The sequence below is a fragment of the Streptococcus mitis genome (assembly GCF_023110375.1).
In the GTDB taxonomy this organism is placed as follows: Bacteria; Bacillota; Bacilli; order Lactobacillales; family Streptococcaceae; genus Streptococcus; species Streptococcus mitis_CI.
In genome coordinates, this window is sequence record NZ_JALDVV010000020.1 from 1 (window position 1) to 19,925 (window position 19,925).

Here is a 19,925-nt window from a genome sequence, read left to right on the forward strand (position 1 = left end):
TATCTTCATAAGTTAATTTCATAATAAAAACACCCCAAAAGTTAGATTTTTATGTCTAACTTTTGGGGTGCAGTTCACTCCAACTTTTTTTATTTATGAGAACGAACTATCTAAACAGTAACACTACATTAAAGACTGCAAATTACGCTAAAAAATGGTATAATGATAAAGTTATATAGTCCCGATAAGATGGTAGGTATTCAGCACTAAGAAATTTCCTATCAGTACTTTGTAACTCTATAACACTATTTTTAAGGGGGGACATTTTTATGTCAGAACGTAAATTATTCACGTCTGAATCTGTATCTGAGGGGCATCCAGATAAGATTGCAGACCAAATTTCAGATGCGATTTTGGATGCTATTTTAGCTAAAGATCCAGAGGCGCACGTTGCTGCTGAGACAGCTGTATATACTGGTTCAGTCCATGTTTTTGGTGAAATATCTACAAATGCTTATGTGGATATTAACCGTGTGGTTCGTGATACCATTGCAGAGATTGGCTATACCAATACAGAATATGGTTTTTCTGCTGAGACGGTGGGAGTCCATCCGTCACTTGTTGAGCAGTCACCAGATATTGCCCAAGGTGTTAACGAAGCCTTGGAGGTTCGTGGGAATGCAGATCAAGATCCGCTTGACTTAATTGGTGCTGGAGACCAAGGTCTCATGTTTGGCTTTGCAGTGGATGAAACAGAAGAGCTCATGCCATTGCCAATCTCACTCAGTCATAAATTAGTTCGTCGTTTGGCAGAACTTCGTAAGTCTGGGGAAATTAGCTATCTTCGCCCAGATGCTAAATCACAAGTTACGGTTGAGTATGATGAAAATGACTGTCCAGTACGTGTGGACACAGTTGTTATTTCAACTCAGCACGATCCAGAAGTCAGCAACGAACAAATTCACAATGATGTCATTAATAAGGTTATCAAAGAGGTTATTCCAACCTCTTACTTGGATGAGCAAACCAAATTCTTCATCAATCCTACTGGTCGTTTTGTAATCGGTGGACCGCAAGGGGACTCAGGTTTGACTGGTCGTAAGATCATCGTAGATACTTATGGTGGCTACTCTCGTCACGGTGGTGGTGCCTTCTCTGGTAAAGATGCGACTAAGGTGGACCGTTCAGCCTCTTATGCGGCTCGTTATATTGCCAAGAATATCGTTGCAGCTGGTTTGGCTAAGAAGGCAGAAGTGCAATTAGCCTACGCTATTGGTGTTGCCCAACCTGTTTCTGTTCGTATCGATACTTTTGGTACGGGAACAGTAGCTGAAAGCAAGCTTGAAAAAGCAGCTCGTCAAACCTTTGATCTTCGCCCTGCAGGGATAATCCAAATGCTGGACCTCAAGCGTCCAATTTACCGTCAAACAGCGGCTTATGGACACATGGGACGTACGGATATTGATCTTCCATGGGAACGTTTGGATAAGGTAGATGCTTTGAAAGAAGCAGTAAAATAAGATTTTAAGAGGGAGTTCCCCTCTTTTTAATATACTATTTCCTCTAAAATAATTGAAATTATAGCCTGAATTTGATATGATATCTCTATGGATAAAAGTAGAGCAAAACGTGTTGAGCACGATAAAAAGAGAATCGGTTTAATAGCCATGGTAGCTATCTTTTCAGTAAGTATTTGCGTCCTTGGTTCAATGATTGGATACAAAGTATATACAAAGCAAAGTTTTGAACAAAGGATTGAATCTCTCAAGAAAGAGAAAGATGATCAATTAAGTGAGGGAAATCAGAAAGATCATTTTCGTAAGGGACAAGCAGAAGTAATTGCCTATTATCCTCTCCAAGGGGAGCAAGTGATTTCATCTGTAAAAGAAATCATGATACAGGATATTAAGGAAAATCTGGAAGACAAGGAAAATCTGGTTTTTTATTATACGGAGAAACAGGATTCGACTTTAAAAGGGATTGTCAACCGAAGTGTGATGAAACAAGTCTATGATTTAACTTCGTCAAAAGTTGAAGAGACTGAAAAAACTAGTCTAGCGAAAGTGCATTTGACAGAAAATGGTAAACCTTTTACCCTTGATCAACTATTTTCAGATGCTAGTAAGGCTAAAGAGCAACTGATAAAAGAACTGACTTCTTTCTTACAGGACAAGAAATTGGAGCAAGAAAAGATTGATCAAGTTGTTAAAGGTTTCTCTGACCAAGACTTGTCTGCATGGAATTTTGATTACAAGGATAGTCAGATTATCCTTTATCCAAGTCAGTCAGTTGAAAATCTAGACGAGATTGCCTTGCCAGTATCTAGTTTCTTTGAAGTTATTCAGTCCTCTTATTTATTAGATAAGGATGCAGAGCTATATAAGGCTTATTATGAAAAGAAAAATCGTAAAGTAGTGGCCCTGACTTTTGATGATGGACCAAATCCTGCAACGACAAATCAAGCATTAGATACTCTTTCTAAGTATGGTATCAAGGCAACTTTCTTTGTTCTAGGTAAGAATGTTTCTGGAAATGAAGAGATTTTGAAACGCATGAAATCGGATGGACATGTCATTGGAAACCATAGTTGGAGTCATCCAGTGCTTTCAAAACTTTCCCTTGATGAAGCTAAAAAACAAATTACTGATACTGAGGATGCGCTAACTAAAGTGTTGGGTTCTAGTTCCAAACTCATGCGTCCGCCTTATGGAGCCATTACAGACGACATTCGCAATAGCCTTGATTTGAGCTTTATTATGTGGGATGTGGATAGTCTGGACTGGAAGAACAAAAATGAAGCAGCGATTTTGACAGAAATTCAACGAGAAGTCAAGAATGGTTCTATTATTCTCATGCATGATATCCATGCTGAGACGGTCAATGCTCTACCGAAGGTTATTGACTATTTGAAAGGGCAAGGGTATGACTTTGTGACCATTCCAGATTTGTTAGATACTCGTCTTAAAGCTCACCAGCTCTACTACGACCGCAATCAATAATACACAAAATCTAAAGAGAAAAGTTTTCCTTGAAAATTTGGCTCTTTGGATTTTCTTCTCATAGAAAGGAAAAATAATGAAATCTTATACTTTAAACAATGGTGTTACAATTCCAGTACTGGGATTTGGAACCTGGAAAGCTGAAAATGGAGAGATTGCATATCAAGCTGTACTAGAGGCTTTAAAGGCAGGCTATCGCCATATCGATACGGCAGCTATTTATAAAAATGAAGAAAGCGTTGGTCGTGCCATTCAAGATAGTGGAGTTCTGCGTGAGGAAATTTTTGTAACCAGCAAACTCTGGAATACAAATCATAGCTATGAGCAAGCTCGTCAGGCTTTTGAAGAGTCTTTAGAGAAACTTGGCTTGGATTATTTGGATTTGTATTTGATTCATTGGCCAAATCCAAAACCGCTCAGAGAAAATAACCACTGGAAAATCCGAAATTCAGAAGTTTGGAGAGCTATGGAAGACCTCTATCAAGAAGGCAAAATCCGTGCTATTGGAGTTAGTAATTTCCTTCCCCATCATTTGGATGCCTTGCTTGAAACAGCAACTATCGTTCCAGCGGTCAATCAAGTTCGTTTGGCTCCAGGTGTGTATCAAGAGGAAGTCGTAGATTACTGTCGAGAAAAAGGAATTTTATTGGAAGCTTGGGGACCTTTTGGTCAGGGAGAACTGTTTGATAGCAAGCAAGTACAAGAAATCGCAGCAAATCACGGAAAGTCTGTTGCTCAGATAGCCTTGACCTGGAGCTTAGCAGAAGGATTTTTACCACTTCCAAAATCTGTCACAGCTTCTCGTATTCAGGCTAATCTTGATTGCTTTGGAATTGAACTGAGTCATAAGGAACGTGAAACCTTAAAAACAATTGTTGTTCAGTCTGGTGCTCCACGAGTTGATGATATGGATTTCTAGAAAATCATAAAAAGAATTGTACATTGTGCTAATTTTTGATATAATAGTCAGCAGGAAAGAAAGTCTTATGGCGTTCTTCAAGCGAACTTGGGATAGTGGGAGCCAAGTAGGGCAAAATAAAGAACTGGCGCTTTCTGTAATATTTTTAAAAACAATGAAGTAATAAATTAGGGTGGAACCGCGTTTCTGACGCCCCTAGTCGCAAGGCTTGGGTGTTGAAATTCGGTTCTTTTTGAATTCGTCTAATGCCTAAGTAGAAAGGAGCATAATGCTTAAAGGATCTTGTTTATGTAAAGCAGTGACCTACACTCTAGATGAGGAATTATCGGAATTAGTTTTTTGTCATTGCTCATTTTGTCGGAAAGCAACTGCGTCTGCCTATACAGTTAATGCTAAAGTTAGCAGTGAAAAGCTAGTATTGCATGGAAAAGAAAAGCTTGTTTCCTATAGTTCTTCTCCAGGAAAACAGCGTTATTACTGCCAGAACTGTCATAGTCAAATTTTCACTGTTCAAGAAAATATACCAGAAGTCTGTGCTTTGAAATTAGGTACAATAGATGAAAGCGATCAGAATTTACAAACTGTTCCTAAACGTCATATTTTTCAGGACCCAGCCTTTTCTTGGTTGCTTGAAAAATAAATCTAAGAAGATAATATAAATTAAAGGAGTATTCAATGTCTAAGAAATTAACATTTCAAGAAATTATTTTGACTTTGCAACAATTTTGGAATGACCAAGGTTGTATGCTTATGCAGGCTTATGATAATGAAAAAGGTGCGGGAACAATGAGTCCTTACACTTTCCTTCGCGCTATCGGACCTGAGCCATGGAATGCGGCTTATGTAGAGCCATCACGTCGTCCTGCTGACGGTCGTTACGGAGAAAACCCTAACCGTCTTTACCAACACCACCAATTCCAAGTGGTTATGAAGCCATCTCCATCAAACATCCAAGAACTTTACCTTGAGTCTTTGGAAAAATTGGGAATCAATCCTTTGGAACACGATATTCGTTTCGTTGAGGACAACTGGGAAAACCCATCAACTGGTTCAGCTGGTCTTGGTTGGGAAGTTTGGCTTGACGGTATGGAAATTACTCAGTTCACTTACTTCCAACAAGTAGGTGGATTGGCAACTGGCCCTGTGACGGCGGAAGTTACTTATGGTTTGGAACGTTTGGCTTCTTACATCCAAGAGGTTGACTCTGTTTACGATATTGAGTGGGCTGATGGTGTAAAATACGGAGAAATCTTCATCCAGCCTGAGTACGAGCATTCAAAATATTCATTTGAAATTTCTGATCAAGAAATGTTGCTTGAAAACTTTGATAAGTTTGAAAAAGAAGCTGGTCGTGCCTTGGAAGAAGGATTGGTGCACCCTGCCTATGACTATGTTCTCAAATGTTCACATACCTTTAACCTGCTTGATGCGCGTGGTGCCGTATCCGTAACCGAGCGTGCAGGCTATATCGCTCGTATCCGTAATTTGGCCCGTGTTGTAGCCAAAACCTTTGTCGCAGAACGCAAACGCCTAGGCTACCCACTTTTGGATGAAGCAACACGAGCTAAACTCTTAGCAGAAGACGCAGAATAGTGAGTAATATCGTGCTCTAAAATCGTTAGAGGCAAGTCGAAGACTTGCTAGAGGAATATGCACCGTTGTACTTTTATGTGGGGATTTTTGAAACCTTAGGTTCAAAAATTAGTCAGCTAAATCCACTTTGATGAGACTGTTGGAAATCTTGATCAATTTAGTATTAGATTTCCATACAGACTCACAAAGTTAGTTAGCGACGTCCCCAGTACCTAAGGTGCATATCAAAAAAGATTGAAGAAAATGTAAAGGAAAAAACATGACAAAAAACTTATTAGTAGAACTCGGTCTTGAAGAATTACCAGCCTATGTTGTCACACCAAGTGAAAAACAACTAGGCGAAAAAATGGCAGCCTTCCTCAAGGAAAACCGCCTGTCTTTTGAAGCTATTCAAACCTTCTCAACACCCCGTCGTTTGGCTGTTCGTGTGACTGGTCTTGCAGACAAGCAATCTGATTTGACAGAAGATTTCAAGGGGCCAGCAAAGAAAATTGCCTTGGATAGTGATGGAAACTTCACCAAAGCAGCTCAAGGATTTGTTCGTGGAAAAGGCTTGACAGTTGAAGATATTGAATTCCGTGAAATCAAGGGTGAAGAATATGTCTATGTTACCAAGGAAGAAGTGGGTCAACCAGTTGAAGCCATTGTTCCTGGTGTCGTAGATGTCTTAAAATCCCTAGCTTTCCCTGTCAGCATGCACTGGGCTAACAACACCTTTGAATACATCCGCCCTGTTCACACTTTAACTGTTCTTTTAGATGAAGAAGAGTTTGATTTGGATTTCCTTGATATCAAGGGAGATCGTGTGAGCCGTGGTCATCGTTTCTTGGGACAAGAAACTAAGATTCAGTCAGCATTGAGCTACGAAGAAGACCTTCGTAAGCAGTTTGTAATCGCGGATCCACGTGAACGTGAGCAAATGATTGTTGACCAAATCAAAGAAATCGAGGCAAAACATGGTGTACGCATCGAAATTGATGCTGACTTACTGAACGAAGTTTTGAACTTGGTTGAATACCCAACTGCCTTTATGGGAAGTTTTGATGCCAAATACCTTGAAGTTCCAGAAGAAGTCTTGGTGACTTCGATGAAAGAACACCAACGTTACTTTGTTGTTCGTGATCAAGACGGTAAACTCTTACCAAACTTCATTTCAGTCCGTAACGGAAACGCAGAGCATTTGGAAAATGTCATCAAGGGTAATGAAAAAGTCTTGGTTGCGCGTTTGGAAGACGGAGAATTCTTCTGGCGTGAAGACCAAAAATTGGTGATTTCTGACCTTGTCGAAAAATTAAACCATGTGACCTTCCACGAAAAGATTGGTTCTCTTCGTGAACACATGATTCGTACTGGTCAGATCGCCATTCTCTTGGCAGAAAAGGCAGGCTTGTCAGTGGATGAAACGGTTGATCTAGCTCGTGCAGCAGCCATTTACAAGTTTGACTTGTTGACGGGTATGGTTGGTGAGTTTGATGAACTCCAAGGCATTATGGGTGAGAAATATGCTCTTCTTGCTGGAGAAACTCCAGCAGTTGCGGCTGCTATTCGTGAACACTACATGCCTACATCAGCTGACGGAGCTCTTCCAGAGAGTAAGGTGGGAGCCATTCTAGCCATTGCAGACAAATTGGATACGATTTTGAGTTTCTTCTCAGTGGGCTTGATTCCATCAGGTTCTAATGACCCTTATGCCCTTCGTCGTGCGACCCAAGGTGTAGTTCGTATCTTGGATGCCTTTGGTTGGCATATTGCTATGGATGAGTTGATCGATAGCCTTTACAGTTTGAAATTTGACAGCTTGACTTATGAAAATAAAGCAGAGGTTATGGACTTTATCAAGGCTCGTGTTGATAAGATGATGGGTTCTACTCTAAAAGATATCAAGGAAGCAGTTCTTGCAAGTTCAAACTTTGTCGTGGCGGATATGTTGGAAGTAGCAAGTGCTCTCGTAGAAGCAAGCAAGAAAGAAGATTTCAAATCGTCTGTCGAATCCCTCTCCCGTGCCTTCAACTTGGCGGATAAGGCAGAAGGTTTTGACACGGTTGATCCTGCCCTCTTTGAGAATGAAGAAGAAAAAGCTTTGGCGGAGGCAGTAGAATCATTAGTTTTATCAGGAACTGCAAGCCAGCAATTAGAACAACTCTTTGCGCTTAGTCCAGTTATTGATGCTTTCTTTGAGAATACCATGGTAATGGCTGAAGATCAGTCTATCCGTCAAAATCGTTTGGCAATCTTGTCACAATTAACCAAGAAAGCAGCTAAACTTGCACGTTTCAACCAAATTAATACTAAATAAACTCAGTCAAACGGACTGTATCTTATCACAAAGGAGAAAAAATGGATCCTAAAAAAATTGATCGTATTAACGAGCTTGCTAAAAAGAAAAAAACAGAAGGCTTAACTTCTGCTGAAAAAGTGGAACAAGCTAAACTTCGTGAGGAGTATATTGAAGGCTATCGTCGCTCTGTTCGTCACCACATTGAAGGAATCAAAATTGTCGACGAAGAAGGAAATGACGTCACACCAGAAAAACTACGCCAGGTACAACGTGAAAAAGGTTTGCACGGCCGTAGTTTAGATGATCCTAACTCATAAAACGAAAGGGGTTTGTAGATGATTTACAAGCCTCTTTTCTGTTGCAATTAAAAAGGAGCCAAGTGGCTCCTTTTTGATTTCTTAGTTACTTGCACCAGAAGTAGCGTCTGCGCCACCACCGTGGCCTCCAGCGTCCCCTGAATCAGAAGCGCCAGAAGTAGCATCAGCATCTCCATGTCCTCCAGCAGCAGGAGCAAATGGTCCGCTACCACCTACCAAACGTTGACCCGTTTCTTTTAGGTACCAGTCAAGCCATGGTTGGAAGTTAAAGACGATTTCATTGATACCAGCGTATGATCCATCAGGATAGTACATTGCTTGGTAGTTGTGAGTGTTGATAACACCTGCAGGAGATCCTGGAACGATTGTACGTACGTATTCTTGGTTTCCGTTGCGAAGTGTTCCGATAACCCACTCTACATTCTTCATACGTGCTGGTGGAAGAGAACCATGCACAGTTGACATACGGCTACCTGATTGAGGTGGTACACGTTTAGCAAACATGGTGTCTGGATCTTGGTGAGCGTTGTTGTAGTAGAGGAATTGGTTGTTATCGTCAGCGTATGTCAATTCAAATGGCATAGCTTTCAAGAACATATCGATTTGGTTAACTGTTAGAATACCGTGGTCTAATTTGACATAGGTATCACCAGAAACAGCTCCAGTGATTGCTGCAACTTTTTCTACCCATTCTGGATCATCAGGGTCAACTTCTGTAATGGTTGTAGCAATTGGTCTTCCACAATCCAAGTCTTCTGGTTCGATTGGTTTTGGTTTTTTCAATTTCGAAACGACTCCTACGTATTTAACAAAGTTATCTAAGCATGTTTCAAGGAATTTAACAGTTCCTTCGTTGGTGATGTTTCCATTGTTATCAAAAGCTTCTTTGGCTTTACCAAGAAGGAATTCATTACCTGGTAATGTGTAGGCATTGACACCTGGAGCGTCAAGGATCTTACGAAGGTGAACTTGGGCACGTGAAGTTCCTTGGTCGTAGTATGATGCACCCACAATCATAACAGGTTTGTTTTCAAATGGATGAACTTCGTATGAAAGCCATTCAAGAACAGATTTGAGAGAAGCTGAGATAGTGTGGTTGTGCTCAGGAGTGGCGATAATGACACCATCAGCACGTGTAATCTTGTTGTACAAGAATCGCAATTGGAAGCTTTCGTCCCATTTTTCGTCTTGGTTAAACATTGGAACTTCGTCGATTTCAAGGACTTCTAATTCAAATTTGAATTTAAAATTACGACGGATAAATTCCAAGAGTTTGCGGTTATATGATTGATCGTAGTTTGATCCAACAAGTCCAACAAATTTCATTCTTTCGGTCTCCTATCTTACAAATTTTCCCAGTCGAATTCTTCAGCATCTTTGCGAAGCAATTCTTGTGCATTGCGCAATTTCTCAGTAATCTTCACAAAGATACGGAAGTCATCAAAGATGGCATCCAATTTCTTGATAACATCAAGGTCAACCAAGTCACCACTTGGGTTAAATGATTGAAGAGAGTGAGAAAGCAAGAATTCATCTGGTAGAACATTTGCCTTGATTTCAGGAGCGTTCAAAATTTGACGAAGTTGCAATTGGGCACGAGATGAACCAAGTGTACCGTATGAAGCACCAGTAATCATGATTGGTTTGTTCAAAAGTGGGTAGATACCATAAGATAGCCAAGCAAGAGCGCTCATCAAAACTGCAGGGATAGAGTGGTCGTACTCAGGGGTACCGATGATGACACCATCGGATGCTTCAATTTTAGCTGCAATTTCAAGAATGTCAGCAGGAAGTTGCTTATCTGCTGGTTTGTTGAAAACAGGAATGTCCTTGATTTCAACAAGTTCAATTTCAGCTTTATCTGCAAAATGTTTTTGCATGTATTGGAGCAATTGGCGGTTTGTAGAACGTTTAGAGTTCGTTCCAACAATGGCAATAAGTTTTAGCATGAGATTTCCTTTCTCTTTTTACATAATACAATTTTGAAGGCCTGAAGAACAAGCAAGGCGTCCTTCTTTGTCGATGAGGATGGCTTCAATACCATCTATACTTTCGACTTGCCAGAGGATAGAAGCGCTTCGCTCTCCGAAAAGGCGTGTTGTCCATATCTCACCATCAACGGATTTATCAGAGATAATCGTTAGGCTAGCGAGATCGGTTTCGACAGGGAATCCTGTCTTACTATCAAAGATATGGTGATAGTCTTTTCCATCTACTGTCAGGTGGCGTTCATAGATACCTGAAGTGACAACGGATTTGTTAGAAGCAGGAATGGTTAGGAGATGATTGCCACGAGGATTTCGCGGATCTTGAATCCCAATCTGCCAGGCTTTCCCTTCTTTGGCTTGGTTATTCCCGATGGTGAGGATATTTCCTCCGAGATTGATCAAGGCAGAGGTGACACCGTGTGCTTTTAAATACTGGGCAACCTTATCTGCACTATAGCCCTTAGCTAAACAACCTAAATCAAGCTTCATTCCTTTCTTCTCTAAAAAGACAGTAGAGCTAGTCGGATCCAACTTGATAAAATGCGGGTCAACTAGTGGCAAGACAGCTTCGATTTCTTTAGAGTCTGGAAGCCGTGCATCTGCAAATCCGATTCGCCAGGTTTGAATCAAGGGACCAATACTGATATTTAGATGGCTAGACGGAGCTAGGCTATGCTCCAGTCCAAGAGCAATCAGTTCAAACAGGTCAGGATGAACCTTAACAGGTGCGATTCCAGCTTGGTAGTTGATTTCCATCAGTTCGGATTCTTGACTGTTGGCGTTAAAGCGGTATTCGAGTTCCTTGAGCAAATCAAAGGCTCCTTGAAGTAGGCAATCAGCCTGTTCATCTACTAATGAAATAGTGATAGTTGTTCCCATTAGTCGTTCAGAACGTGAACGAAGAGGCAAGCTACCAACTCCTTTCTTCTTCAGAGGAAATATTCAAGTTAGGTTAAATTTACGATAATTGAACCCCTTACATTTTATTCCCATGTTTCTAGCATAACATAAAGTCAGCGTTTTCACAAATAAATTTTAACAAAAAGTCAAGAAATATGCTCAAAAAATATAAAAAAAGGATAGAAACTCAAAAAAATAATATAATAAAACTTAAAATTGCTTAAAATAAGAGAATTCTAAGCAAATACCTTGTAAACGCTAACAGTAAATGTTATACTAGAAAGGTAAATTTTAAATTAAAGGTAGGAAATTTTCTATGAGTAAAATCGTTGTAGTTGGTGCTAACCACGCTGGTACAGCATGTATCAATACTATGTTGGACAATTTTGGACATGAAAATGAAATCGTTGTATTTGACCAAAACTCAAATATTTCATTCCTTGGTTGTGGAATGGCGCTTTGGATCGGGGAACAAATTGATGGTCCAGAAGGTCTCTTCTACTCTGATAAAGAAAAATTGGAAGCTAAGGGTGCAAAAGTTTACATGAACTCACCTGTTCTTTCAATCGACTATGACAATAAAGTTGTGACAGCAGAAGTTGAAGGTCAAGAACATAAAGAGTCTTATGACAAATTGATCTTTGCGACTGGTTCAACTCCAATCTTGCCTCCAATCGAAGGTGTTGAAATCGTTAAGGGCAACCGCGAATTCAAAGCAACACTTGAAAATGTTCAATTTGTTAAGTTGTACCAAAACGCAGAAGAAGTTATCGAAAAACTTGCTGACAAGAGCAAACACCTTGAGCGCATCGCAGTTGTTGGTGGTGGTTATATCGGTGTTGAACTTGCTGAAGCTTTCGAACGTCTTGGAAAAGAAGTTGTTCTTGTTGATATCGTAGACACTGTTTTGAACGGCTACTACGACAAAGACTTCAATCAAATGATGGCGAAGAACTTGGAAGACAACAACATCCGCTTGGCACTTGGTCAAACAGTAAAAGCTATCCAAGGTGATGGTAAAGTTGAACGCTTGGTAACAGACAAAGAAACATTTGATGTGGATATGGTTGTTCTTGCAGTTGGTTTCCGTCCAAACACAGCTCTTGCTGATGGTAAGATTGAACTCTTCCGTAACGGTGCCTTCCTTGTAGACAAGAAACAAGAAACATCAATTCCAGGTGTTTATGCAGTAGGTGACTGTGCGACTGTTTATGACAACGCTCGTAAAGACACTAGCTACATCGCGCTTGCTTCAAACGCTGTTCGTACTGGTATCGTTGGTGCTTACAACGCTTGTGGACACGAACTTGAAGGAATCGGTGTACAAGGATCAAACGGTATCTCAATCTACGGTCTTCACATGGTTTCAACTGGTTTGACTCTTGAAAAAGCTAAAGCTGCTGGTTACAACGCAACTGAAACAGGCTTTAACGATCTTCAAAAACCAGAATTTATGAAGCACGACAACCATGAAGTTGCCATCAAGATTGTCTTTGATAAAGACAGTCGCGAAATTCTTGGTGCTCAAATGGTATCACGTGATTCTGCTATCAGCATGGGAATTCATATGTTCTCACTTGCTATCCAAGAACATGTGACAATTGACAAGTTGGCTTTGACAGATCTATTCTTCTTGCCACACTTTAACAAACCTTATAACTACATCACAATGGCTGCACTTACAGCTGAAAAATAAAAATTGATGAACTATCTGGCCTTAACTGAAGGTCAGATAGTTTTTTCTTGTTTCTGTCCCCATACAATCCAGCTTATTTCATCTTGTTCTTCTCCTATTTCTAGCTTAAAATAAAACTGTAGCTACCAATACAAATGATGAGGATTAAGAAATGACTGAAAATCGTTATGAACTAAATAAAAATTTGGCACAGATGCTCAAGGGCGGTGTTATCATGGATGTGCAGAACCCTGAACAGGCTCGGATTGCGGAAGCTGCTGGTGCGGCAGCTGTCATGGCCTTGGAGCGGATTCCAGCTGATATACGCGCAGTTGGTGGGGTTTCCCGTATGAGTGATCCAAAGATGATTAAGGAAATCCAAGAAGCAGTCAGCATTCCAGTTATGGCCAAGGTTAGAATTGGACATTTTGTAGAAGCTCAGATTTTAGAGGCTATTGAGATCGACTATATCGATGAGAGTGAAGTGCTGTCTCCAGCTGACGACCGTTTCCATGTGGATAAGAAAGAATTCCAAGTTCCTTTTGTCTGTGGGGCTAAGGACTTGGGTGAAGCCTTGCGTCGTATCGCTGAGGGAGCTTCTATGATTCGCACAAAAGGAGAACCCGGTACAGGAGACATTATTCAAGCCGTTCGCCATATGCGTATGATGAATCAGGAAATTCGCCGCATTCAAAACCTACGTGAAGACGAGCTCTATGTTGCTGCCAAAGACTTGCAAGTCCCTATTGAATTGGTTCAGTATGTCCATGAACATGGAAAATTGCCAGTTGTAAACTTTGCAGCTGGAGGCGTTGCAACGCCAGCAGATGCGGCCTTGATGATGCAACTGGGGGCAGAAGGTGTTTTTGTTGGATCAGGTATTTTCAAGTCAGGAGATCCTGTTAAACGAGCAAGTGCTATTGTCAAAGCCGTAACCAACTACCAAAATCCTCAAATTCTGGCTCAAATCTCTGAAGACCTAGGGGAAGCCATGGTTGGTATTAATGAGAATGAAATCCAAATTCTTATGGCAGAGCGAGGAAAATAGATGAAAATCGGAATACTAGCCTTGCAAGGCGCCTTTGCAGAACATGCAAAAGTGCTAGAAAAGTTAGGTGTTGTTAGTGTACAAATCAGAAATTTAGAGGATTTTCAACAATATCAGAGTGACTTGGCGGGTTTGATATTACCTGGCGGTGAGTCTACAACTATGGGAAAGCTCTTGCGCGACCAGCAGATGCTGCATCCCATCCGAGAAGTCATTCTATCTGGATTACCTGTTTTTGGGACCTGTGCAGGCTTGATTTTGCTGGCTAAGGAAATCACTTCTCAGGAAGAAAGTCATCTTGGAACCATGGATATAGTGGTTGAGCGCAATGCTTATGGGCGCCAACTAGGAAGCTTCTATACAGAGGCAGAATGTAAGGGAGTTGGCAAGATTCCAATGACCTTTATCCGCGGACCAATTATTAGCAGTGTTGGAGAGGGTGTAGAAATCCTAGCAACAGTTGATGATCAAATTGTTGCAGCTCAAGAAAAAAATATGCTAGTAACCTCTTTTCATCCTGAGTTAACAGATGATGTTCGCTTGCACCAGTATTTTATCAATATGTGTAAAGAAAAAAGTTGAGAAAAGATTCTCAACTTTTTTACATGTAATAAACAATCGCGATGTATTGGAGTGCAGATGCTGCTAGGATAAAGAGATGCCAAATCATGTGAAAATAAGGTTTTTTCTTAGCGTAAAACCCAGCTCCAACTGTATAACAGAGTCCGCCAGTTACCATGAGACTCCAAAAGATGGGCGTTGTTTGACTGATAATGGCAGGAATGATTGCCAGAACCAACCAGCCCATAATCAGGTAAAGGGCAAGGCTGAATTTCTCATTGACCTTTTTAGCAAAGATTTTATAGAGGATGCCGAAAATGGTTGTTCCCCACTGAATGGCAATGATCAGATAGCCAAACCAGTTATTCATCAAAGTCAATACGACTGGCGTATAAGATCCTGCGATAGCCACATAAATCATAGAGTGGTCGATGATTCGCAAGACGTATTTGTGGGTCGAACCATAGGCCATAGAGTGATATATGGTTGACGAGAGGAACATGAGAAAGAGACTGATAACAAAGATAGAAACACCAAAAGATGATAAAAATCCGTGTGCTTCATAACTATAGGTGGATGAAATGGGGAGTAAGATGAGCATAATAACCGCACCCACAGCATGGGTCACGCTATTAGCAATTTCCTCTCCAAAACTGAGTTTTTTACTGAGCTTTAGGCTGGTGTTCATTGGATTTCCTCCTCTTCTTTGATAAGGATTAAGTCTAGAGTTTGATGATAGAGTTTAACCGTTTGACAGCTGGTTTGGATAATAGGATTTTCTGGATCAATCCCATGGTTCATGTAGTCCACAAAAGCATCGTAGAGCTGGTCTGAGCTTGCTTGAGTTTGTAGACTATTCAGTGTCTGAGCGATTTCTTGGATCGAAAAGACAGACTTGAGAGTAGTGATGGCAATCAAACGGGCAATCTGTTTGCGTTGGTATTTTTTCTTGTCAGGCTTTGTCAGGTAACCATGTTTGACATAGTTATTGACCATAGATGCGGTCAAGCCCTTTTCTTTATCTGGAGAGATAGGGGCACAGACTTGATTGACATAAAGCAAAACCTGATCCAGATAGAGGTCGATGTTTGGAATGTCTTCCCATTTTGGGTAGGAAAAGATAGAATTCATTTCCAACTCCTTTTTATCTAGTTTTAATAACTAGATTATAAAATAATAAAAAACAAAAGTCAAGTTTCAACTGCTTGTAGAAAGCTTTAAATTATGCTATGATGAGAGAAACTAGTTAGAAATGAGGGGAAGAGATGGAGATTCGTTTAGCTTTTCCAAACGAAGTAGATGCGATTATGCAGGTGATGGAGGATGCCAAAAAGTGTTTAGCCAAGTCTGGTAGTGACCAGTGGCAAAATGACTATCCAAATGCCGACATCATTATTGATGATATCATCTCTGGTCAAGCCTATGTGGCCTTGGAAGAGGGAGAACTGTTAGCCTATGCTGCTGTGACCAAGAGCCCAGAGGAAGCCTATGAAGCCATTTATGAAGGAAGTTGGCATGGGGAAGAATCAGAATATCTGGTCTTTCACCGTATCGCTGTGGCAGCAGATGTCCAAGGGCAGGGAGTTGCTCAGACTTTCCTAGAAGGCTTGATTGAAGGATTTGATTACCTAGATTTTCGTTCAGATACGCATGTACAAAACAAGGCCATGCAGCATATCTTTGAAAAACTCGGTTTTAAACAGGTTGGTAAGGTTCCAGTTGATGGCGAACGCTTGGCCTATCAAAAATTGAAGAAATAATGCAAAAGAAGTACGTAAAAATGCTCTACTTTTCGCCCATAGGAACCTTGTCTTTGGTTGCTGACGAGCAATATCTGTATGGCATTTGGGTGCAGGAGCAGAAGCATTTTGAGAGGGGGATAGGAGATGAAACAATAGAAGAAGTTGTTAGTCATCCCATTTTAGACCCAGTTATTACTTGCTTAGATGCTTACTTTAAAGGCAAGTCTCAGAATTTATCCAACTTGCCCTTGGCTCCAATCGGAACGGATTTTGAAAAGAGAGTTTGGTCCTATTTACAGGAAATTCCTTATGGTCAAACAGTGACCTATGGACAAATAGCTCAAGACCTACAAGTGGCTTCTGCTCAAGCAATTGGCGGAGCGGTAGGACGCAATCCTTGGTCTATCCTAGTACCTTGTCATCGGGTGCTGGGAGCAGGCAAGCGTCTGATAGGTTATGCTGCAGGAGTGGAAAAGAAAGCTTGGCTCTTGGAGCATGAAGGCGCAGATTTTAAAGATATAAAATAGAAAGTGAAAGACATGTTAGAATTTATCGAATATCCAAAATGTTCAACTTGTAAAAAAGCAAAACAAGAATTAAACCAACTCGGTGTGGACTATAAAGCCATCCATATCGTTGAAGAAACACCTAGCCAAGAAGTCATTTTAAACTGGCTAGAAACCTCGGGTTTTGAGTTGAAGCAATTTTTCAACACCAGTGGGATCAAATACCGTGAATTGGGGCTGAAAGATAAGGTAGGAAGTCTGTCAAACCAAGAAGCAGCTGAGTTGCTAGCAAGCGACGGTATGTTGTTAAAACGCCCCATTTTAGTAGAAAATGGAACTGTTAAGCAAATCGGTTATCGAAAAGCTTATGAAGAATTGGGATTGAAATAGTTTTTATCTATCTCTTTGATAGATAAAATATATAACCTCCCTGTTTCAAAGTATGATAAACTAGTAGGTAGACAAAGTCTGTACCTGACCGTAGCAAATAATTTCATTGACGGCAAAAGTATGGTAGAATGAATCATTATCAGGAGAGGATGTTTTTATGAATGTTACAACGATTTTAGCATCAGATTGGTACCAAAACTTGATGCAATTGATTCCGGATGGCAAGCTTTTTAGCTTGCGTTCGGTCTTTGATGGAATCCCGAGAATTGTCCAACAACTTCCAATAACGATTATGTTGACCATTGGTGGTGCTCTTTTTGGCTTGGTTTTGGCGCTTCTTTTTGCCATTGTGAAGATCAATCGTGTCAAAATTTTATATCCCTTGCAGGCCTTCTTTGTTAGTTTCTTAAAAGGGACACCGATTTTGGTGCAACTCATGTTGACCTACTACGGAATTCCTTTGGCTTTGAAAGCTCTCAATCAGCAATGGGGAACTGGTTTCAATATCAATGCGATTCCAGCCGCTGCTTTTGCGATTGTCGCCTTTGCTTTCAATGAAGCAGCTTATGCGAGTGAAACCATTCGTGCAGCCATTCTCTCAGTCAATCCTGGTGAGATTGAGGCGGCACGCAGTCTGGGTATGACCCGAGCACAAGTTTATCGTCGCGTAATTATTCCAAATGCAGCCGTTGTGGCAACTCCAACCTTAATCAATTCCCTCATCGGCTTGACCAAAGGAACTTCCCTAGCCTTTAGTGCGGGTGTTGTGGAAGTATTTGCCCAAGCTCAGATTCTGGGTGGAGCTGATTATCGTTACTTTGAGCGCTTCATCTCCGTTGCCCTTGTTTATTGGGTAGTCAATATCGGAATTGAAAGCCTCGGTCGTTTCATCGAGAGAAAAATGGCTATTTCTGCACCCGATACAGTGCAAACAGATGTGAAAGGAGACCTTCGTTAATGATTAAGATTTCGAATTTAAGCAAATCCTTTTCAGGACAGACTGTCTTGGATCATCTGGACTTAGATATTCAAAAAGGGGAAGTTGTAGCCTTGATTGGTTCTTCAGGAGCTGGAAAATCAACTTTTCTTCGTAGTCTCAATTATCTTGAAACTCCTGACAGTGGATCAATTCAGATTGATGATTTCTCAGTTGATTTTTCTAAAATCACTCAGGAAGAAATCCTGGCCCTACGCCGCAAGCTGTCCATGGTTTTCCAACAGTTTAATTTGTTTGAACGCCGAACAGCACTTGATAATGTAAAAGAAGGCTTGGTTGTTGTCAAGAAATTGTCTGACCAAGAAGCGACTAAGATTGCCAAGGAAGAGTTGGCTAAGGTTGGGCTTTCTGACCGTGAGAACCATTACCCTAGACATTTATCAGGTGGACAGAAGCAACGGGTTGCCTTGGCGCGTGCTCTTGCCATGAAACCAGATGTCTTACTCTTGGACGAACCAACTTCAGCCCTTGACCCAGAATTGGTTGGTGAAGTAGAGAAGTCTATTGCAGATGCTGCTAAGTCAGGTCAAACCATGATTTTGGTTAGTCATGACATGTCCTTTGTAGCTCAAGTTGCGGATAAGATTCTCTTCCTAGATAAGGGGAAAATCATTGAGTCTGGAACACCGGATGAGATTATCCACCATCCTAAAGAAGAGCGAACAAAAGAATTCTTCGCTAGTTACAAACGGACTTATATTTGATATAATAGATAAAGAAAAACTCAGTTAGCTGGACTAGCTGAGTTTACTCTTTAAAAAAGATAGAAATGAGAGAAATCATGCTACTGCAACTATTTTCTTTATATTTCGAGAGTTTGATCTTGACCACCATCCTCGTCCTGATTTTTTTAGGGATTTGGATTGGACTGAGAGCCATGTCGGGAGTTGATAAGACAGCCAAGGCTCGCCAAGCCCATCTCTATGATATGATTATGATTGGTGTTTTGGTTGTTCCAGTATTATCCTTTGCGGTTATGAGTTTAATTCTTGTTTTCAAGGCATAATCCTTGCGTGATTGACAAGAAAGAGTTAGAATAAAGATAGTTACAACAAGAAAGAAGGAAACTATATGTACGATACTATTATTATCGGTGCTGGACCTGCAGGTATGACTGCAGCCTTGTATGCTGCTCGAAGCAATCTGAAAGTAGCCTTGATTGAAGGTGGTCTGCCAGGTGGTCAGATGAATAATACATCTGATATTGAAAATTACCCTGGATACGCTAATATTAGTGGGCCAGAATTGGCAGAAAAGATGTTTGAACCGCTTGAAAATCTTGGTGTTGAGCACATTTATGGTTATGTTGAAAATGTCGAAGACCATGGTGATTTTAAGAAAGTGATGACTGATGACCAAACATATGAAACACGTACAGTGATCGTAGCAACTGGTTCTAAACACCGTCCTTTGGGAGTACCTGGAGAAGAAGAACTGAACAGTCGTGGTGTTTCTTACTGTGCCGTGTGTGATGGTGCTTTCTTCCGTGACCAAGATTTGTTGGTAGTTGGTGGTGGAGATTCAGCTGTCGAAGAAGCTATTTTCTTGACTCGCTTTGCCAAGACTGTTACCATTGTTCACCGTCGTGACCAACTTCGTGCTCAAAAGGTTTTACAAGACCGCGCTTTTGCGAATGAGAAAATCAGCTTTATATGGGATTCTGTAGTCAAGGAAATCAAGGGAGAAAACCGAGTAGAATCGGTCGTCTTTGAAAATGTGAAAACAGGTCAAGTGACAGAGCAAGCCTTTGGTGGTGTCTTTATCTATGTTGGTTTGGACCCTCTTAGCGATTTTGTTAAAGAATTGAATATCCAAGATCAGGCAGGTTGGATTGTGACAGATAACCACATGAAAACTGCAGTTGACGGTATCTTTGCAGTTGGAGATGTTCGCTTGAAAGACCTTCGCCAAGTAACAACAGCGGTTGGAGATGGGGCTATTGCTGGTCAAGAAGCCTATAAATTTATCACAGAACATAGTTAATCATAAAAAAAGTGGCTCTTTGTCAACTGTAGTGGGTTGAATAAAAGCTAAGATCTAGAAAGGACGAAATTTGTCCTTTCTTTTTTGAT

Annotated in this window: 22 protein-coding genes; 17 read left to right on the top strand and 5 right to left on the bottom strand. The window is 40.8% G+C overall.

What is annotated here, in order from left to right:
* Positions 1 to 269: 269 nt before the first annotated feature.
* The 7 genes from metK to M1G12_RS09490 all read left to right on the top strand — a co-directional run bounded on the left by metK (position 270) and on the right by M1G12_RS09490 (position 8,046).
* Entirely contained in the window at positions 270 to 1,460 is a 1,191-nt protein-coding gene (metK, locus tag M1G12_RS09460; protein WP_020903501.1) for a methionine adenosyltransferase, read from the top strand.
* 87 nt (positions 1,461 to 1,547) lie between these two features.
* A complete protein-coding gene (gene pgdA / locus M1G12_RS09465; protein ID WP_020903502.1) occupies positions 1,548 to 2,939 on the top strand; it encodes a peptidoglycan-N-acetylglucosamine deacetylase PgdA in 1,392 nt (463 codons plus the stop codon).
* A gap of 76 nt (positions 2,940 to 3,015) precedes the next feature.
* Complete coding sequence (locus tag M1G12_RS09470) at positions 3,016 to 3,858, top strand: aldo/keto reductase (RefSeq protein WP_247949816.1); 843 nt, start codon at positions 3,016 to 3,018, stop codon at positions 3,856 to 3,858.
* Between the two features lie 268 nt (positions 3,859 to 4,126).
* Positions 4,127 to 4,498, top strand: a complete 372-nt coding sequence (locus M1G12_RS09475) for a GFA family protein (RefSeq protein ID WP_000912013.1) — start codon at positions 4,127 to 4,129, stop codon at positions 4,496 to 4,498.
* Positions 4,499 to 4,533: 35 nt separating this feature from the next.
* On the top strand, positions 4,534 to 5,451 hold the full coding sequence (glyQ, locus tag M1G12_RS09480) for a glycine--tRNA ligase subunit alpha (protein WP_000038733.1): 918 nt from the start codon (positions 4,534 to 4,536) through the stop codon (positions 5,449 to 5,451).
* Positions 5,452 to 5,710: 259 nt separating this feature from the next.
* Entirely contained in the window at positions 5,711 to 7,747 is a 2,037-nt protein-coding gene (gene glyS, locus M1G12_RS09485; RefSeq protein ID WP_247949817.1) for a glycine--tRNA ligase subunit beta, read from the top strand.
* Between the two features lie 41 nt (positions 7,748 to 7,788).
* Entirely contained in the window at positions 7,789 to 8,046 is a 258-nt protein-coding gene (locus M1G12_RS09490) for a DUF896 family protein (RefSeq protein WP_000371301.1), read from the top strand.
* A gap of 81 nt (positions 8,047 to 8,127) precedes the next feature.
* On the opposite strand, the gene M1G12_RS09495 is transcribed toward M1G12_RS09490, so the two are convergent.
* Genes M1G12_RS09495 through M1G12_RS09505 form a run of 3 tightly spaced genes read right to left on the bottom strand, consistent with a single transcriptional unit; the run spans position 8,128 to position 10,943 of the window.
* The gene (locus M1G12_RS09495; RefSeq protein WP_247949818.1) at positions 8,128 to 9,372 is read right to left on the bottom strand and encodes an NAD(P)H-dependent oxidoreductase; all 1,245 of its coding nucleotides are present in this window, start codon (positions 9,370 to 9,372) and stop codon (positions 8,128 to 8,130) included.
* A 17-nt stretch (positions 9,373 to 9,389) separates the two neighbouring features.
* Positions 9,390 to 9,995, bottom strand: coding sequence for an NADPH-dependent FMN reductase (locus M1G12_RS09500; RefSeq protein ID WP_000915932.1), 606 nt, complete (start codon positions 9,993 to 9,995; stop codon positions 9,390 to 9,392).
* An 18-nt stretch (positions 9,996 to 10,013) separates the two neighbouring features.
* The gene (locus M1G12_RS09505; RefSeq protein WP_247949819.1) at positions 10,014 to 10,943 is read right to left on the bottom strand and encodes an FAD:protein FMN transferase; all 930 of its coding nucleotides are present in this window, start codon (positions 10,941 to 10,943) and stop codon (positions 10,014 to 10,016) included.
* A gap of 307 nt (positions 10,944 to 11,250) precedes the next feature.
* Here M1G12_RS09505 and nox point away from each other — a divergent pair, with 307 nt between their 5' ends.
* The 3 genes from nox to pdxT all read left to right on the top strand — a co-directional run bounded on the left by nox (position 11,251) and on the right by pdxT (position 14,239).
* The gene (gene nox, locus M1G12_RS09510) at positions 11,251 to 12,630 is read left to right on the top strand and encodes a H2O-forming NADH oxidase (protein WP_247949820.1); all 1,380 of its coding nucleotides are present in this window, start codon (positions 11,251 to 11,253) and stop codon (positions 12,628 to 12,630) included.
* 151 nt (positions 12,631 to 12,781) lie between these two features.
* Complete coding sequence (gene pdxS, locus M1G12_RS09515) at positions 12,782 to 13,657, top strand: pyridoxal 5'-phosphate synthase lyase subunit PdxS (RefSeq protein WP_247949821.1); 876 nt, start codon at positions 12,782 to 12,784, stop codon at positions 13,655 to 13,657.
* On the top strand, positions 13,658 to 14,239 hold the full coding sequence (gene pdxT, locus M1G12_RS09520; protein WP_247949822.1) for a pyridoxal 5'-phosphate synthase glutaminase subunit PdxT: 582 nt from the start codon (positions 13,658 to 13,660) through the stop codon (positions 14,237 to 14,239).
* 19 nt (positions 14,240 to 14,258) lie between these two features.
* Here the strand turns inward: pdxT and trhA are convergent, their stop codons facing one another.
* Both trhA and M1G12_RS09530 read right to left on the bottom strand, forming a co-directional pair.
* Positions 14,259 to 14,906, bottom strand: a complete 648-nt coding sequence (trhA, locus tag M1G12_RS09525; RefSeq protein ID WP_001097972.1) for a PAQR family membrane homeostasis protein TrhA — start codon at positions 14,904 to 14,906, stop codon at positions 14,259 to 14,261.
* The gene (locus M1G12_RS09530; protein WP_247949823.1) at positions 14,903 to 15,349 is read right to left on the bottom strand and encodes a DUF1836 domain-containing protein; all 447 of its coding nucleotides are present in this window, start codon (positions 15,347 to 15,349) and stop codon (positions 14,903 to 14,905) included. The genes trhA and M1G12_RS09530 overlap by 4 nt, the downstream gene beginning before the upstream one ends.
* 134 nt (positions 15,350 to 15,483) lie before the next feature.
* On the opposite strand from M1G12_RS09530, the gene M1G12_RS09535 reads away from it, so the two are divergent.
* The 7 genes from M1G12_RS09535 (at position 15,484) to trxB (ending at position 19,836) form a co-directional block, all read left to right on the top strand.
* A complete protein-coding gene (locus tag M1G12_RS09535; protein ID WP_247949824.1) occupies positions 15,484 to 15,978 on the top strand; it encodes a GNAT family N-acetyltransferase in 495 nt (164 codons plus the stop codon).
* Positions 15,978 to 16,487 (top strand): methylated-DNA--[protein]-cysteine S-methyltransferase, encoded by a 510-nt coding sequence (locus M1G12_RS09540; RefSeq protein WP_247949825.1) that lies wholly within the window; start codon positions 15,978 to 15,980, stop codon positions 16,485 to 16,487. Before M1G12_RS09535 ends, M1G12_RS09540 begins: the two co-directional genes overlap by 1 nt.
* Positions 16,488 to 16,499: 12 nt before the next feature.
* Positions 16,500 to 16,856: an arsenate reductase family protein gene (locus tag M1G12_RS09545; RefSeq protein ID WP_000889083.1), complete on the top strand. Its 357-nt coding sequence runs from the start codon at positions 16,500 to 16,502 to the stop codon at positions 16,854 to 16,856.
* A gap of 157 nt (positions 16,857 to 17,013) precedes the next feature.
* A complete protein-coding gene (locus M1G12_RS09550; RefSeq protein ID WP_001103445.1) occupies positions 17,014 to 17,814 on the top strand; it encodes an amino acid ABC transporter permease in 801 nt (266 codons plus the stop codon).
* On the top strand, positions 17,814 to 18,557 hold the full coding sequence (locus M1G12_RS09555; RefSeq protein WP_000590965.1) for an amino acid ABC transporter ATP-binding protein: 744 nt from the start codon (positions 17,814 to 17,816) through the stop codon (positions 18,555 to 18,557). The genes M1G12_RS09550 and M1G12_RS09555 overlap by 1 nt, the downstream gene beginning before the upstream one ends.
* A gap of 77 nt (positions 18,558 to 18,634) precedes the next feature.
* Positions 18,635 to 18,859, top strand: a complete 225-nt coding sequence (locus M1G12_RS09560) for a DUF4059 family protein (RefSeq protein WP_000926599.1) — start codon at positions 18,635 to 18,637, stop codon at positions 18,857 to 18,859.
* A gap of 65 nt (positions 18,860 to 18,924) precedes the next feature.
* Complete coding sequence (gene trxB / locus M1G12_RS09565; protein WP_237446771.1) at positions 18,925 to 19,836, top strand: thioredoxin-disulfide reductase; 912 nt, start codon at positions 18,925 to 18,927, stop codon at positions 19,834 to 19,836.
* Positions 19,837 to 19,925: the final 89 nt, after the last annotated feature.